The organism is Nonomuraea sp. NPDC049709 (genome assembly GCF_040674815.1).
In the GTDB taxonomy this organism is placed as follows: domain Bacteria; phylum Actinomycetota; class Actinomycetes; order Streptosporangiales; family Streptosporangiaceae; genus Nonomuraea.
Genome location: NZ_JBFANM010000016.1, coordinates 141,860 through 155,683, shown reverse-complemented (window position 1 = coordinate 155,683; position 13,824 = coordinate 141,860). Strand labels below are relative to the sequence as shown.

The 13,824-nt window shown below is 70.0% G+C and carries 14 protein-coding genes; 7 read left to right on the top strand and 7 right to left on the bottom strand.

Features of this window, described 5'->3' with window-relative positions:
- The first annotated feature begins 75 nt into the window (after window positions 1-75).
- The 3 genes from AB0J69_RS18390 to AB0J69_RS18380 are packed head-to-tail and all read left to right on the top strand — an operon-like array spanning window position 76 to window position 1,812.
- Window positions 76-792 carry an SDR family oxidoreductase gene (locus tag AB0J69_RS18390; RefSeq protein WP_364118292.1) on the top strand — a complete coding sequence of 239 codons (717 nt, stop codon included), beginning with the start codon at window positions 76-78 and terminating at the stop codon, window positions 790-792.
- A 51-nt stretch (window positions 793-843) separates the two neighbouring features.
- Window positions 844-1,203, top strand: coding sequence for an SgcJ/EcaC family oxidoreductase (locus tag AB0J69_RS18385; protein ID WP_364118290.1), 360 nt, complete (start codon window positions 844-846; stop codon window positions 1,201-1,203).
- Between the two features lie 48 nt (window positions 1,204-1,251).
- Complete coding sequence (locus AB0J69_RS18380; RefSeq protein ID WP_364118288.1) at window positions 1,252-1,812, top strand: SDR family oxidoreductase; 561 nt, start codon at window positions 1,252-1,254, stop codon at window positions 1,810-1,812.
- Window positions 1,813-1,934: 122 nt separating this feature from the next.
- Here AB0J69_RS18380 and AB0J69_RS18375 read toward each other — a convergent pair whose 3' ends face one another.
- The 3 genes from AB0J69_RS18375 to sigJ form a co-directional block, all read right to left on the bottom strand.
- Window positions 1,935-4,055 (bottom strand): NACHT domain-containing protein, encoded by a 2,121-nt coding sequence (locus AB0J69_RS18375; protein WP_364118286.1) that lies wholly within the window; start codon window positions 4,053-4,055, stop codon window positions 1,935-1,937.
- On the bottom strand, window positions 4,052-4,204 hold the full coding sequence (locus AB0J69_RS18370; RefSeq protein WP_364118284.1) for a hypothetical protein: 153 nt from the start codon (window positions 4,202-4,204) through the stop codon (window positions 4,052-4,054). The genes AB0J69_RS18375 and AB0J69_RS18370 overlap by 4 nt, the downstream gene beginning before the upstream one ends.
- A gap of 75 nt (window positions 4,205-4,279) precedes the next feature.
- Window positions 4,280-5,161: an RNA polymerase sigma factor SigJ gene (gene sigJ / locus AB0J69_RS18365; protein ID WP_364118282.1), complete on the bottom strand. Its 882-nt coding sequence runs from the start codon at window positions 5,159-5,161 to the stop codon at window positions 4,280-4,282.
- A gap of 136 nt (window positions 5,162-5,297) precedes the next feature.
- On the opposite strand from sigJ, the gene AB0J69_RS18360 reads away from it, so the two are divergent.
- Both AB0J69_RS18360 and AB0J69_RS18355 read left to right on the top strand, forming a co-directional pair.
- The gene (locus AB0J69_RS18360) at window positions 5,298-6,443 is read left to right on the top strand and encodes a serine hydrolase domain-containing protein (RefSeq protein ID WP_364118280.1); all 1,146 of its coding nucleotides are present in this window, start codon (window positions 5,298-5,300) and stop codon (window positions 6,441-6,443) included.
- A gap of 341 nt (window positions 6,444-6,784) precedes the next feature.
- A complete protein-coding gene (locus AB0J69_RS18355) occupies window positions 6,785-7,990 on the top strand; it encodes a cytochrome P450 (RefSeq protein ID WP_364118278.1) in 1,206 nt (401 codons plus the stop codon).
- 163 nt (window positions 7,991-8,153) lie between these two features.
- Here AB0J69_RS18355 and AB0J69_RS18350 read toward each other — a convergent pair whose 3' ends face one another.
- Window positions 8,154-8,717 carry a helix-turn-helix domain-containing protein gene (locus AB0J69_RS18350; protein WP_364118276.1) on the bottom strand — a complete coding sequence of 188 codons (564 nt, stop codon included), beginning with the start codon at window positions 8,715-8,717 and terminating at the stop codon, window positions 8,154-8,156.
- Between the two features lie 101 nt (window positions 8,718-8,818).
- Here AB0J69_RS18350 and AB0J69_RS18345 point away from each other — a divergent pair, with 101 nt between their 5' ends.
- Window positions 8,819-9,742 (top strand): NmrA family NAD(P)-binding protein, encoded by a 924-nt coding sequence (locus tag AB0J69_RS18345; protein WP_364118274.1) that lies wholly within the window; start codon window positions 8,819-8,821, stop codon window positions 9,740-9,742.
- Window positions 9,743-9,757: 15 nt separating this feature from the next.
- Here the strand turns inward: AB0J69_RS18345 and AB0J69_RS18340 are convergent, their stop codons facing one another.
- Complete coding sequence (locus AB0J69_RS18340) at window positions 9,758-10,972, bottom strand: MFS transporter (protein ID WP_364118273.1); 1,215 nt, start codon at window positions 10,970-10,972, stop codon at window positions 9,758-9,760.
- Window positions 10,973-11,117: 145 nt separating this feature from the next.
- On the opposite strand from AB0J69_RS18340, the gene AB0J69_RS18335 reads away from it, so the two are divergent.
- Window positions 11,118-12,002: a LysR family transcriptional regulator gene (locus AB0J69_RS18335; RefSeq protein WP_364118272.1), complete on the top strand. Its 885-nt coding sequence runs from the start codon at window positions 11,118-11,120 to the stop codon at window positions 12,000-12,002.
- Window positions 12,003-12,036: 34 nt separating this feature from the next.
- Here the strand turns inward: AB0J69_RS18335 and AB0J69_RS18330 are convergent, their stop codons facing one another.
- Entirely contained in the window at window positions 12,037-12,843 is an 807-nt protein-coding gene (locus tag AB0J69_RS18330; protein ID WP_364118271.1) for a carbohydrate ABC transporter permease, read from the bottom strand.
- Window positions 12,840-13,823 (bottom strand): sugar ABC transporter permease, encoded by a 984-nt coding sequence (locus tag AB0J69_RS18325; RefSeq protein ID WP_364118269.1) that lies wholly within the window; start codon window positions 13,821-13,823, stop codon window positions 12,840-12,842. Before AB0J69_RS18325 ends, AB0J69_RS18330 begins: the two co-directional genes overlap by 4 nt.
- Window position 13,824: the final 1 nt, after the last annotated feature.

The window sequence follows — 13,824 nt, the reverse complement described above, 5'->3', positions numbered from 1 at the left end:
CGCCCTGACTAATAGACGACCGGTTGTTTAGTAAGCCGGTAGTCGAAGCTCTCGACATCCAGGAGAAGGGTCATCATGAGCATTCAGCAGCAGCAGAAGGTCGCGCTCATCACCGGCGCGTCGAAGGGGATCGGCGCCGGTCTCGTCGACGCCTACCGCAACCTGGGCTACGCCGTCGTCGCCGTCTCGCGCACCATCTCACCCTCCGACGACCCCGGTGTCCTCACCATTCAGGGCGACGTCGCTGACCGCGCCACCGCCGAAGAGGCGATCGCCGCGGCCGTCGAGCGCTTCGGCCGGGTGGACACCCTGGTCAACAACGCGGGCATTTTCGTCGCCAAGCCGTTCACCGACTACACCCTCAACGACTACGCCGCCATGCGGGCGGTGAACCTCGACGGCTTCTTCCACATCACCCAGCTCGCCGTCGAACGCATGCTCGGCCAGGGCGGTGGCCACGTCGTCACCATCACCACGAGCCTGGTCGACAACGCCGACGCCCGGGTCCCGTCCGTGCTGGCCTCGCTGACCAAGGGCGGTCTGCAATCGGCCACCAAGTCCCTCGCCATCGAGTACGCCACCCGTGGCGTCCGCGTCAACGCCGTCTCCCCGGGCTCCATCAAGACCCCCATGCATCCCGAGGAGAGCCATGAGGCCCTGGCGTCGCTGCAACCCGTACGCCGCATGGGCGAGATGAGCGACGTCGTGGACGCGGTCGTCTTCCTGGAGAAGGCTCCCTTCGTCACCGGCGAGATCCTCCATGTCGACGGTGGCGTGAGCGCCGGCCACTGACCGCGGCCCCGGCACAGCAGAGATCTCGGACCCATCGAAAGGAGAAGCTCGATGACCAGCACGGAGGCAATCCTCCGGGACGTCCTCGATCGGTGGCAGGCCGGCGTCGACGGCCACGAACCGCAACGGGTCGCGGACCTGTTCACCGAGGACGCGATCTTCCAAGGGCTCCACCCCTACAGCGTCGGCAGGCCGGGCATAGCGGCCTACTACGACTCCCAGCCGGCCGGGCTGACGGCCGCGTATCGCATCGTCGAGACCAGAGACCTCGCCGACGACCTCGTCCTCGGTTACCTGGCCGTCGATTTCTCCTTCACCGACCGCCCCGCCGTCAACGTCCATCTCGGCGTGCTGGTGAAGCGGACGGCGGAGGGCTGGCGGATCGCCCACTACCAGGTCTCCCGCCTCTGAGCCCGCCACCGCGCGTCCGATTCCGTCATAACGCAGCAGGTGCACATCATGGACATGAAACTCGAAGTCGTCGTGGTGCCGGTCGCGGATGTCGACCGGGCCAAGGACTTCTACACCGGGCTGGCGGCTGGATGCCGGCCTCGCCACCGGCGGGGACTTCCGGGTGGTGCGGGTGACCCCGCCCGGCTCACCGGCGTCGGTCATCTTCGGCGCGTCGGTCACGTCCCAGGCGCAGGGCCTGCACCTGATCGTGGACGACATCGCCGCCATCGGGTCCACCGTCATCGTGCGCGGCACCCCCGCGCCCCGCAGTACGCCGCCGCCAAGTACGCGATCCTCGGCATCACCAAGTCCTACGCCGCCGCCTTCGCGCCGACCGTGCGGGTCAACACGTTCGCGCCCGGTTTCATCGAGACCGAGGCCACGCTGAACCGGCACGACTGGAAGTCCGGCCGCCGCGAGGCGATGATCGCCCGCACCCCGATGGGCCGCATCCCCGCCGCCGCCGAACTGGCCGGCACCGCACTGTTCCTGGCCACCGACGACGCCGCCCACATTACCGGCGTCTATCTCAACGCCGACGGCGGCTACAACATGATCGGCGCCTGACCGCGACCGCGGCCGCCCGCCCGGCATCGGGGTTCATGCCGGTGCTGATCGAGCTGGTCTGTCAGCACCGCGTTGCCGTGGCACGGTCGGCAGCCGGGCCCCGCTGCCGACTCCCGCGGGATTCACGGCTGCCGCGACGGCTGCTCCGGCCCGCGTGCGAGGTGCTTCTGCAGTTCGACGTGCCGGAACTGGTAGTACGGCCCCTCGGTACGCAGCAGGCCGAGACGGTGGGCGTCCTCGAGGAAGTCCATGGCGCGCAGCGGCAGCCGGCCCTTGGTGGCCAGCCGCGGGACCGTCAGTTTGTAGGCCAGCCACGCGTGGTGCCTGCCGAGCATGAGCCCGACCAGCAGGCCCAGCACCAGCCCGCCCGCCATCACCATGATCCAGGGCTGTTGTGCCAGTCCCGCGATGATGCCGGCCAGGAGCCCGAGCCCGAGCCCGCAGACGATCCGGATGAAGGTCAGGTTCCTGTCGGCCCGCCAGGTCGAGCGGGGGGACCTGGCGGCCGTGTCGGTGGTGGGGCGCTCGACCCAGCGGATCACACCGGGCACGATGAAGTATCCGAAACCGGCCAGCAGAGCGGGTTGCCACGCGCCGGCCAAGGCGACCGTCAGATCAGGCTCCAGCAGGAGCGTCGCCAGCACGCTGACCAGAGCGGCGACGGCTGCGATGACCAGCCCGTTCCTCACGACGCCGAGCAGTTCGCGGAGCCTGCCGCGCACGTGGAAGTCGGCCTGGCCCGGCGGCTCGGTGAACCAGGACCCGATCAGGACGGCGACGCAGAGCGCGATCAGTGGGGCGATCAGCGCGCCGGCATGGGGCACCTTGGTCAGCAGCCAGACGACCACCCCGGCCAGGATCCCGATCGCGATGCCGGCCCCCACCCGAACGGGTCGGCTGGAGGTGTAGCGGGCCAGGTGCCACCAGGCCATGTCACGCGGGTCGGCGGGATCGCGGCTGAGCTGGCGGGACAGGTAGGTGAGCCACCGGCCGACCTGCTCCGGGGGCCAGGCGTGCTGCGGGCGGAAGGGCTGGACCGGGCCGTCGGCCGGTGGCCGCGTGCTCACCAGGGCGGGGATGAGCCGGTCGCAGAGGTGGTCGTGGAGGTCGGCCGCGCTGCCGCGGCCGAGCTCCAGCAGCGGAGACGGGTCGACGCCGGGAGAGATGTAGGTGGCGCGCACCAGCCACAGCCCCAGCGATGTGGAGGCGACTTCCGCCAGGGCTGGGGCAGTGCCGGTACGCAGCGCCTCCAGGATCGGGGGCCAGGAGGGACGGGGCACCGGGGGAAGGCACGCCTCCAGGTAGCCGGCCGCCGCGGCAGGCGACATGGGCTGCGGCTCGATGACCGCCGCCGCCGTGAGCACGTCCCCGATCTCCTCCACCGCGGCGGCGAACTGCGCCGTACGGCAGGTGAGGATGAGTTGATGCCTGTCGCACATCGATCGGTTCAACGCGGTCAGCATGTCCGCGCGGGTGTGGTCGGGCAGCTCGTCCAGGCCGTCGAGGACGGGCAGCACCTCGCCGCGGGCCACGAGCGTCTCCGGGATGTCCGGGCCCAGGCCCTCGGCCAGCAGCGCGGGATAGTCCGTGGCCAGGCTGGCGGTCAGCCAGTCCTGCAGCCGTGGATGCGTACGGTTGTCCCAGCGGGCGGCCGACAGCAGCACGGGGACGGGCTCGTCCGGTTGCCGGGTGCGCAGCAGCTCGAGCACCAGCTGCACGGCCAGGGTCGTCTTGCCGGTGCCCGGATCGCCGAGGATGACCAGGCGGCGGCAGCGCAGGGCACGGAAGTTGCGGGCCAGGTCCGCGATGTGCACGGCCAACCCCGGGAAGGCCACGGTGCCCCGGGCGATGATCTCGGGATGGTCGGCCAGTTCGCGCCGCTCGGTCGAGCGCCAGGGCAACGGCATGGGGGCGGGATCGCACAACGAACGCAGCGCCATCTCGTCGTACCACTGCTGGGCCACCAGCCCGGCCAAAATGTCCTTGGCGGTGCCGATGTCGGCGGACGTGGGCGCGGGCGCGGGTGCCCCACGTCTACGCCACCAGGACAGGATCGGCACCAGCCGCTCGCCCACCAGCCACGCGCCACCTATCAACGACATGAGAACGCCCATACTGAACCCTTGCGGGACGATTTTCTTGTAGACCAGGATCGCGCCCACGCAGGCCACGATCAGGAGGGGAACGCCCCAGGCCAGTGCCCGGTTACTGGCGTTGCGATGCTGCCAATATCGTGCACTCATACCTCCAGTGTGCGGACATTTGCCAGCAGAATAGGACCGATAATCTCACACGCGAGGTCGATGAAACCTGAAAAACCGGCCGCTTCATTGACGGGCTCGCCAACCGGTCGGCAATCATTCGGAAACGCTGTCGGAAGCGGGAAGAGCATTTGCCGCACCTTTCCGCCGCCGGGTATCAGGCGCCACCGCGGAGATCATTCTTTGGCAATTCTTGGAGCGAGAGGTCATGACTCCATGCCGGCCCGGTCGAGGCGGGCCAGCCGGTCAGGGTCGGACAGGATGTCGATCGTGGCGATCCTGCCGTCGGCGATGGTGAAGCTCATGACGGAGATCAGCCGGCCGTCGATCGTGTTGACCAGGCCGGCGAGGCCGTTGACGAGCGCCGGGTGGGTGGTGGCGCTGGTGGCCATGCGCTGGAAGGTGGCGAGTTGTCCGGCCACGGCCGCGACGCCGCGGATGACCTTCAGGCCGCCGGTGAGCACCCCGCCGTCGGCGCGCAGCACCACGTCGGGGTCGAGGATGGACACCAGGGCGTCGAAGTCGCCGCCGCGCGCGGCGGTCAGGAACGCGTCCACCACCCGGCGCTGATCGGCCAGGTCGGGGTTCGGGGCCGCGCCGCGGACCCGTTGGCGGGCGCGGCTGGCGAGCTTCTTGGCGGTTGCCGGGGTGCGGTCCACGATGGGCGCGATCTGCTCGAACGGCAGGCCGAACAGGTCGTGCAACACGAACGCCAGCCGTTCGGCCGGGGTCAGCGACTCCAGCACCACCAGCAGCGCCAGCCCCACCGAGTCGGCCAGCAACACTTCGTGCTCCGGATCGGTGACGTCCCCCTGGTTGATCACCGGATCCGGCAGGCGGTCCTCCAGCGACTCCTCGCGCCGGGCCTTGCGGGTGCGGAGCATGTCCAGGCACACCCGGCCGACCACGGTGGTCAGCCAGCCGCCGAGGTTGCCGATGTCACCGGAGTCCGAGCGCGCCAGCCGCAGCCACGCCTCCTGGACCGCGTCCTCGGCCTCGGTGAGTGAGCCGAGCATGCGGTAGGCGACCGCCCTCAGATGGGGGCGGTGTCCCTCGAACTGGTCGGCCAGCAAGTCCTGGGGTGTCACGGTCGCATTCCTCTCCATCGACTACGTCATACCGCTGACGCGGCGAACCACGAAAAGGTGACCGCGGACGACCGGTCACCTTCACCGGCCGCCATCCGTCATGCCGGCGACCGACACCCACGAAAGGTTGCTGACGATGAGCGGGACAGAAGTTCACGGAACGGTGGCAGAAGGCTTCGAGCAGGTGCGCGAGGTGTTCGCCGAGGTGCTGGCCGAGCAGGACGGCCAGGCGGGCGCGCAGCTGGCCGCCTACGCGCACGGCCGGCAGGCGGTGGATCTGTGGGCCGGGGACGAGATGAGCGGCGACACGCTGACCGGCGTCTACTCCTCCACCAAGGGCGCCGCGACGCTGGTGGCGGCGCTGCTGGTGCAGGAGGGGATCCTCGACCTCGACGCGCCGGTGGCCCGGCACTGGCCGGAGTTCGCCGCGGCGGGCAAGGGCACGATCACGCTGCGGGACGTGCTCACCCACCGCTCCGGCGTCATCGGCGTGGACGGCGGTCTGTCGGCGGCCGAGCTCGCCGACGATGCGGTGATCGCGCGTCGCGTGGCCGGGCAGCGCCCGTACTGGCGTCCCGGTTCGGCTTACGGCTATGGCGGGTTCGTCACGTTCGCGCTGGTGAATGAGGTGATCCGGCGGGTGGCCGGCCGGTCGCTGCAGCAGGTCTACGACGAGCGCATCCGGACGCCGTACGGGCTGGACCTGTACCTGGGGTTGCCCGAGGCCGAGGAGGGCCGGTTCCGTCCCATCGAGTGGTGGACGGCCACACCGGAGCAGGAGGCCGCGTTCTGGGCGAACGTGCCGGGCCCGCACAGCATCCTCGGCATCGGGTACGGGCTCAACAGCACGCCGCCGCTGGACCAGGCGGCTTTCCTCAACGACCGCGCCGTTCGCGCGAACGGCCAGGCGTCGGCCGGCGGGGTGGGCAGCGCGCGCGGCCTGGCGGCCCTGTACGCGGCGGCGGTCTGGGGCATCGACGGGCGGCCCCCGCTGCTCAAGCCGGACACCGTCGCGGAATTCGCCCAACTGCACTCCACCGGCGGCGATCTGGTCCGCGGCGACCAGGGCAACTACGCGCTCGGCTTCCAGGCCAAGGGCCTGCGCTATGCGTTCCTCAGCGCGAACGCCTTCGGCCACGACGGTTCGGCCGGCTCCGAAGCCTTCGCCGACCCGGTCACCGGCATCGCCTTCGGCTACACACGGCACCGCTTCGGCTTCGGCTGGTCCTATCCGGAACACGACCGGCTCGCCGCCGCCGTCCACCGAGCCGCCACCTCCTGAGGAGCGGCCTCGCCCGGCGGCCTGGGTACGGTCGTCGGCGGGTCCCCGCCCGCCGATTATGAGAATCCCCGGTAAATGTCGCCGTTATTGAGTAACTCCGCGGGCAACTGTGGCGGCCATTTGTGTCGAGCCGTAAGTGTGCCCGCGAGCGACCACCGGACGACCAAGCGTTATTGGACGACGAAGACCGGAGCTTCAAACGATCCAAAACCCAAAAGCGGCCATTGGCCGGCCAATATTCAAAGGGTGAGTAGAGCGTAACTTTTTCTGCCCGTGATGTCGGGAGAGTGTGGAGAGGCACGCATGGACAAAGGTGAGAATCCCCCAAGGAGGAGGATGACGTGCCGACATCCCCAGGCCATAACGTGCCGTTCCTCGACGTCCTGAATCCGGCCTTCGACTTCGATACCCCGGAGGTTTACGCCGCACAGGCGGAAAGCTGGTACGCGAACAGTCCCATCGGCCTGCTCGTGCTCCGGTACGAAGAGGCCAACGACCTCCTGCGCGACCGCAGGCTGGACCACGACGGCAAGCGCTACATGGAGACGCACGGCATCTTCGACGGCCCGATCTACGACTGGTTCGTGCCGATGATCGTCAACCACGAGGGGGAAGACCACCGCCGCCTTCGCGGCCTGATGAACAAGGCGTTCACCGCCCGCCGGGTGGCCCGGCTGCGGCCGTTCATCCGGGAGCAGTCCGAGCAGCTGACCGACCGCCTGGCCGGCGCCGGGACGTGCGACTTCGTCGCGGAGTTCGGCATCCGGCTGCCGCTCGCGGTCATGTGCCGGCTGCTCGGCGTACGGCCCGAGGACTACGACCGCTTCGGCACCTGGACCGCCGACCTCGGCCTGGTCTTCGGCCTCTCGACGGGCGGCGACGTCATTGCCCGGGTGGAGAACGCGGTCAACGGCCTCAACGACTACGCCGACCACCTCATCGACGAGAAGACCGCCCGGCCGACCGACGACCTCGGCTCCGACCTGATCGCGGCCCACCAGGCCGATGACAGCCAGGTCAGCCGGGACGAGCTGCGCAACCTCCTGGTCACCCTCGTGTTCGCCGCCCACGACACGACCCGGCACCAGCTCGCCAATGCCATGGTCGCCTTCTCGGAGCATCCCGATCAGTGGACGCTGCTCGGGCGGCAGCCGGAGCTCGCGGCCCAGGCGGTCGAAGAGGTGATCCGCTGGCTGCCCTCGTCGGCCACCGTCTACCGGTTCGCCGCCGAGGACTTCGACTACCAGGGGCTGCGCATCGAGAAGGGGACGTACCTCACGATGTGCGTGAAGGTCGCGCAGCGCGATCCGCGAGCGTACAAGATCGCCGACCGGTTCGACATCACCGCCGTCAGGGACATGCCCCCGCTGCAGTTCGGCGCCGGCCCGCACCACTGCCTGGGCGCCGCCCTCGCCCGCGTCGAGATCGGTGAGGCGCTGACCGTCCTCACCGACCGGCTGGGCCCGCCGTCCGTCATGGGGCCGGTGTCCTGGCCGGGACCACTCGGGATCCAGGGCCCCGAGACGCTCCCGCTGCGCTTCGGCTGATCAGGGAGAGGTCGTCGGAGGCGGGACCACGCCGGGTCCCGGCCGTCAGCTGCGTCGCGGCGGACAGGCGCGGCAAGGCCCGGCGCAACTCCATGCGACCGGCGCAACTCCATGAAAGGGGTGGCTCGACGTCCACGATCGGCTCTGCCGGTCGCGTGACGGTTCAGCTCTGCGGGCTCAGCCCCGCCACGGCCAGCCGGAACAGCCGGTCCGCCTGGGCGGCGGGGTCGGGGTGGTGCTCCGTGGCCAGGGCGATGCCGACGGCCAGCGTGATCAGGTCGGCGACGGTGACGCCTGCCGTCACCGCGCCGTCCTGCGCGGCGCGGCGCAGCAGCGGGGCCGCCGCCTCCGCCAGCGCCGCCGAGCAGGCGTTCTCGTGCACCGGGTCGGATCCGGCGTCGTAGCAGAGCGCGGCCGCCAGCCCCCGGGCGGCGACGCAGTAGGCGACGACGTCGCTCAGCCAATCCAGGAGCGCGGTGCGGCTGTCGCCCGTGCCGGTCAGGTCGTGGGCGCGGACGCACAGGGCCTCGATCCGGTGCCGGGAGACCGCCTCCAGCAGGGCGTATCGGGTGGGGAAGTGCCGGCGCACGGTCGCCGAGCCGACCCCCGCGGTGCGGGCGATCTGCTCAAGGGAGGCGCCGGAGCCGTGGGCGGCGACCTCCTCCTCGGCCACGGCGAGGATGCGCGCGTAGTTGCGCCGGGCGTCCGCGCGCTGGCGGTCGGGCATGGCGTCATCTCCCAGGTTGCTAAATGGCGGGCCCCACCATATCGTACCGGAACATAAACGGCGGGCCCCGCCGTTTATGCGACGAGCACCTGAGGAGCACCATGCCCACAGATTCCGCACCCGTCCTGGTCACCGGCGCCACCGGCAGGCAGGGCGGAGCCACCGCCCGCGCCCTGCGCGCGGCAGGCGTTCCCGTCCGTGCGCTGGTACGCGACCCGGCCACCGACCGGGCCAGGGCCGTCGAGGCGCTCGGTGCCGAGCTGGTCACCGGCGATCTTCACGACCGCGACTCCGTGATCCGGGCCGCCGAGGGCGCCCGCGCCGTCTTCTCCGTGCAGATGCCCGCGGTGACCGCCGAAGGCTTCGATTTCGAAGGGGAGGTGACCCAGGGCGTCAACCTCATCGAGGGCGCGAAGGCCGCCGGGGTGCCGCAGTTCGTGCACACCTCCGTCACCGGCGCCGGCCGGCACACCGAGACCCCCGGCTGGGCCGAAGGCCGCTGGGCGTCGATGGAGCCCACCATGGGTGCCAAGAGCGCGATCCAGGACCGGCTCCGCGCGGCCGGTTTCCCCCATTGGACGCTGCTCAAGCCGGGCTTCTTCATGGAGAACTTCCTGCCGTCCATGGCGTACCTGTTCCCGCGTGGCATCGAGGGCGGCCTGGTGAGCGTCCTGAACCCCGGGACCCGGCTGTCCCTCGTCGCGGTGGAGGACATCGGCAGGGCGGCCGCCGCGGCCATCGCCGCGCCGGACCGGTTCGACGGGGTCGAGCTGGAGCTGGCGAGCGACTACCTGTCGATGACGGAGATCGCCGAAGTCCTCTCCCGCGCCCTCGGCACGCGGCTGTCCGCGCCGGACATGACCATGGAGGAGGCCCTCGCCGCCGGAATGCCGGCGATGGGGGCCTCGGGGGAGTGGCTCAACGTGGCGGGCCAGCCGGGCCGCCCGCAGTACGCGAGAGACCTCGGCATCCCGCTCACCAGCTTCGAGGAATGGGCGCAGGAGCACATGCGCGCCAAGGCCTGACGCCGGCGCCACGCCCTACTCGCTCGCGGCCAGCGCGTTGTCGGGGACGGCGCGTGAGGTCCGCTGCCGGGTGCCGAGGGTGAGGAGCAGCGAAGCCGCTGTCAGCGCCACGCCGAACCAGACGACACTTGCCACCCCCAGATGATCGGCGAACAGCCCGCCGAAAAGCGCTCCGAGCGCGATGGAGGTGTTGTACGCCATGGTGTTGAGCGACATCGCGGCTTCGAAGGTGTCGGGCGCGGCGGCCTGCGTCATGTTGACCTGGCAGAGCTGGACGACGCCGAAGGAAACGCCCCAGAGGATCAGCGCGATCACCGAGCCGGCCTGCCCGTGACCGATCGCGAGCAGCAACAGCATGGACACCACCAGTCCCGCGCAGCCGACGATGAAGCTGCCCCGCAGGTTCCTGGTCACCGTGTGTCCGGCGATGAAGTTCCCGGCCGCGCCTCCGGCGCCGTAGACCATCAGCAGCACGGTGATGAAGAGGGGAGAGGCGGAGGTGGCGCTCTCCAGGTAGGGGCGCACAAAGGTGTACGCGCCGAAGTGGCCGAGCACGAACAGCACGACGGTGCACAGCACCAGGCGGAGCGGCACGTTCCTGAGCGGGAGCCCGAAGACCTCCCGGACCGGGACCGCGTTCGCCGACGGCAGCGATGGGACGATGGCGACGACCGCGAGGAACACCAGCGCGCTCAGGCCGGCCCAGATCAGGAACGTGGTCCGCCAGTCCGTGAGGCTTTCCAGGGCCGTTCCCAGCGGGATGCCCACGACCGCGGCGACCGAGATGCCGGACATGACGATCGCGGCCGCCCTGCTCGCGTGGCGTCCCGGAACAAGGCGCATCGCCATGCTCACCCCTATGGCCCAGAACACGCCGCTGGCGAATCCCATGACGAGCCGCGTGGTGAGGACCAGCGGATAGTTCGGCGAAAGGGCGGTGATGACGTTTCCGAGGGTCAATATCGCCAGCAGCGTGGACAGCAGGGCCCGCCGATTGACCCGCCTGGTCCAGGCCACGATGAACGGCACGCCCAGCCCGGCCGAGACGCCGTAAAGAGTGACCATCAGCCCGGCGACGCCCACCGAGATCCCCAGGCTCGCGCTCACCGGAGTGAGCAGGCCGACGGGCATCAGCTCGGTGGTCAGGAAGACGAACAGGCTGGCTGTGATCGCGGAAACGCCCAGCCATGGCCTCAAGGTCGACTGCGGATGTTCATCGTGTGTGGCCACTGTCTTCCTTCGGGGTGTGCAGGAATTATCGACAAGACGGGAAAGGCGTCAGCGCCTCCGTCACGGGTTCAAGGGTGCGCCACCCTCGATCGATGAGTCCAACACATAGTTTTCATCGTGATCGATCGTGATGCACGATGGTTGGATGGAGCTGCAGCAACTCAGGTACGTCATCGCGGTCGCGGAGACCAGCAACTTCACCCGGGCGGCCGAGCGCTGCCGGGTGGTGCAGTCCGCGCTCAGCCACCAGATCGCCGGTCTGGAGCGGGAACTGGGCGCCCGGTTGTTCGAGCGCACCAGCCGCCGCGTGCGGCTGACGCCGGCCGGAGAGGCGTTCCTGCCCGCCGCCCGGGAGTGCCTGGAGGCCGCCGACCGCGCGCGGGCCGAGGTGGCGGCCGCAAGCGGGGAGATCCGCGGGCGGCTCGCCGTCGGCGCGATCCCCACGGTGACGGCCGTCAACCTGCCGGTCGCCCTGCGGGACTACCGCCGGCGCCATCCGCGGGTGCAGATCACGCTCACCTCGGCGGGCAGCGGGGAGCTGATCGAGCGGGTCCGGCAGGGCGGCGTCGACGTCGCGTTCCTCGGCCTGCCGCCGCGCGCGGAACCGAAGGGCGTGCAGAGCCGCCGGCTCGGCGGAGGCGAGCTGGTCGCCGTGGTCGCGCCGGATCACCACCGGACGGAGTCCGAGGCGGACCTGCGGGGCCTGGCGGACGAACCGTTCATCGACTTCCGCGCCGGCGCGGCCGGGCGCGCACAGTCGGACGAGGCCTTCGCGGCCGCGGGGGTGCGGCGTGAGGTGCCGTTCGAGGTGTCGTCCGCCGACTTCCTGGTCGATCTGGTACGGCAGGGCCTCGGCGTGGGCATGCTGCCGGCCGCGTACGCGCTGCGCTTCCCCGACCTGCACATCATCCGCCTTCGTGGCGCTCCCACGCGGATGGAGCACGTGATCTGGGACAACCGGCCGTCCCCGGCGGCCACCGCCTTCCTCGACCTGATCCGCGCCGATCGCGCGGAAACGTCTCCCGCCTGAGCCGCCCCGGGCGGGAGACCTTCTCCGCGACGCGTCAGCCCTTCTCCGCGCCCTGGTTGGGGTCGCGGACGAAGTAGCGCTGGAACACGACGAAGATGATCGCGACCGGGATGGTGGCCAGGAGCGCGGCACCGAGCTTGAGCGGGAACTGGGTGCCGCCGCCGAGTGAGCCGCTGACCAGGTCGGCCAGGCCGCGCGGGAGGGTGAACAGCGCCGGGTCCTGCACGGCGACCAGGGTGTGCGGGAACTCGTTCCACGAGCCCTGGAACGACAGGATCGTCAGCGTGATGAGCGCGGGCCGCGACATCGGCAGCACGACGGACCAGAAGACGCGGAACGTGCCGGCGCCGTCGATGCGGGCCGCCTCCTCGACGCTGCGCGGGACCGACTCGAAGAACTGCTTCATCACGAACACGCCGGTGGCGTCGGCGATGAGCGGGAGGATCAGCGCCAGGTACGAGTCGTACATCCCCAACTGGTTCAAAACCAGAAATTTCGGGATAAAGAGGACGACCCCCGGCACGGCCATCACCGCGATGACCGCCACGAACAACCCGCGCCGCCCCCGGAACCGCAGCCGGGCCAGCGCGTACCCCGCCATCGAGTCCAGCAGCACCCGCCCCAGCGTGACCACCACGGTGACCAGCAGCGAGTTCGCCAGCCAGACCGGCATGTCCGTGCCCAGGAACACCCGCTCGAAGGCCGACAGCGTGGCCGGGTCCGGGATCGGCGACAGGGGATTGGCGGCGGAGTCCGGGTCGGTCTTGAAGGCGTTGGCGATCTGGATGACGAACGGGTAGATGAAGATGACCGAGAACACGGTCAGGACGACGCGCCTCATGGCTTCCGCTCCCTCATGACCCACCGCTGGAACAACGTCAGCAGCACGATGATCAGGAAGAGCACGAACGAGATCGCCGTGCCCGCCCCGTAGTCGAAGTCCCGGAAGGCCGTCCGGTACGACAGGAACGCCGGCGTCAGCGTGGTCTTGGCGGGATCGCCCTGGCTCATCACGTAGATCTGGTCGAACACCTGCCACGTGCCGATCAGCCCGAGCGTCAGCACGAGGAACATCGTCGGCTTGAGCAGGGGCAGCGTCACCCGCCAGAAGCGCTGCGAGCGGGTGGCGCCGTCGATCATGGCCGCCTCGTCGAGCGTCCTCGGGATGTTCTGCAGCGCCGCGAGGAACATCAGCATGAACGTCCCCGACGTCGTCCACACCACCAGCACGATGATCGCGCACATCGCCACGCTCGGCCCCGCCAGCCACTCCCACCAGGTCAGCCCCAGCAGGCCGTGCTCGGTCAGCGCCGCCGGCGGGTCACCGAGCAGCAGGTGGATCACCCCGCGCGCGTCGGAGAACCACTGCGGCCCGTCCACCCCGGCGAACGCCAGGAGCTGGTTGACCGCCCCCGAGTTGGCGAAGATGAACAGGAACACCACGCTGATCGCCACGGAGCTGGTCACCGAGGGGAAGTAGAACGCGGTACGGAAGAAGGCCCTGCGCTTGTTCACCACCAGCGCGAGGAAGAGCGCGAGCCCCGTCTGCAACGGCACGACGGCGGCCACGTAATAGATGTTGTTGCGGATGCTGGTCATGAAGTTCTCGCGGGCCAGCCCGTCCTCGGTGAACAACCGCGCGTAGTTCTCCCCGCCCACGAACGGCACGCCGCCGCGGAAGGGGCTGCCCTGCCCGTTCCATCCCGTCAGGCTCACCCAGAGCGCCATCAGGATGGGCAGCAGCAGGAACAGCCCGAGGATCACCACCACCGGCGCCACGAACAGCCACCCCGCGAGGTTCTCCCTGGTACGGCTGCGCATG

What these genes read in the sequence shown, in the direction of transcription:
- AB0J69_RS18345 (WP_364118274.1), top strand. Translation starts at nt 8,819, where the DNA reads ATGCCCACAGATTCCGCACCCGTCCTGGTCACCGGCGCCACCGGCAGG.
- AB0J69_RS18335 (WP_364118272.1), top strand. Translation starts at nt 11,118, where the DNA reads ATGGAGCTGCAGCAACTCAGGTACGTCATCGCGGTCGCGGAGACCAGC.
- AB0J69_RS18375 (WP_364118286.1), bottom strand. Translation starts at nt 4,055, where the DNA reads ATGAGTGCACGATATTGGCAGCATCGCAACGCCAGTAACCGGGCACTG.
- AB0J69_RS18325 (WP_364118269.1), bottom strand. Translation starts at nt 13,823, where the DNA reads ATGCGCAGCCGTACCAGGGAGAACCTCGCGGGGTGGCTGTTCGTGGCG.
- AB0J69_RS18390 (WP_364118292.1), top strand. Translation starts at nt 76, where the DNA reads ATGAGCATTCAGCAGCAGCAGAAGGTCGCGCTCATCACCGGCGCGTCG.
- AB0J69_RS18385 (WP_364118290.1), top strand. Translation starts at nt 844, where the DNA reads ATGACCAGCACGGAGGCAATCCTCCGGGACGTCCTCGATCGGTGGCAG.
- AB0J69_RS18370 (WP_364118284.1), bottom strand. Translation starts at nt 4,204, where the DNA reads ATGCTCTTCCCGCTTCCGACAGCGTTTCCGAATGATTGCCGACCGGTT.
- AB0J69_RS18380 (WP_364118288.1), top strand. Translation starts at nt 1,252, where the DNA reads ATGGACATGAAACTCGAAGTCGTCGTGGTGCCGGTCGCGGATGTCGAC.
- AB0J69_RS18360 (WP_364118280.1), top strand. Translation starts at nt 5,298, where the DNA reads ATGAGCGGGACAGAAGTTCACGGAACGGTGGCAGAAGGCTTCGAGCAG.
- AB0J69_RS18350 (WP_364118276.1), bottom strand. Translation starts at nt 8,717, where the DNA reads ATGCCCGACCGCCAGCGCGCGGACGCCCGGCGCAACTACGCGCGCATC.
- AB0J69_RS18330 (WP_364118271.1), bottom strand. Translation starts at nt 12,843, where the DNA reads ATGAGGCGCGTCGTCCTGACCGTGTTCTCGGTCATCTTCATCTACCCG.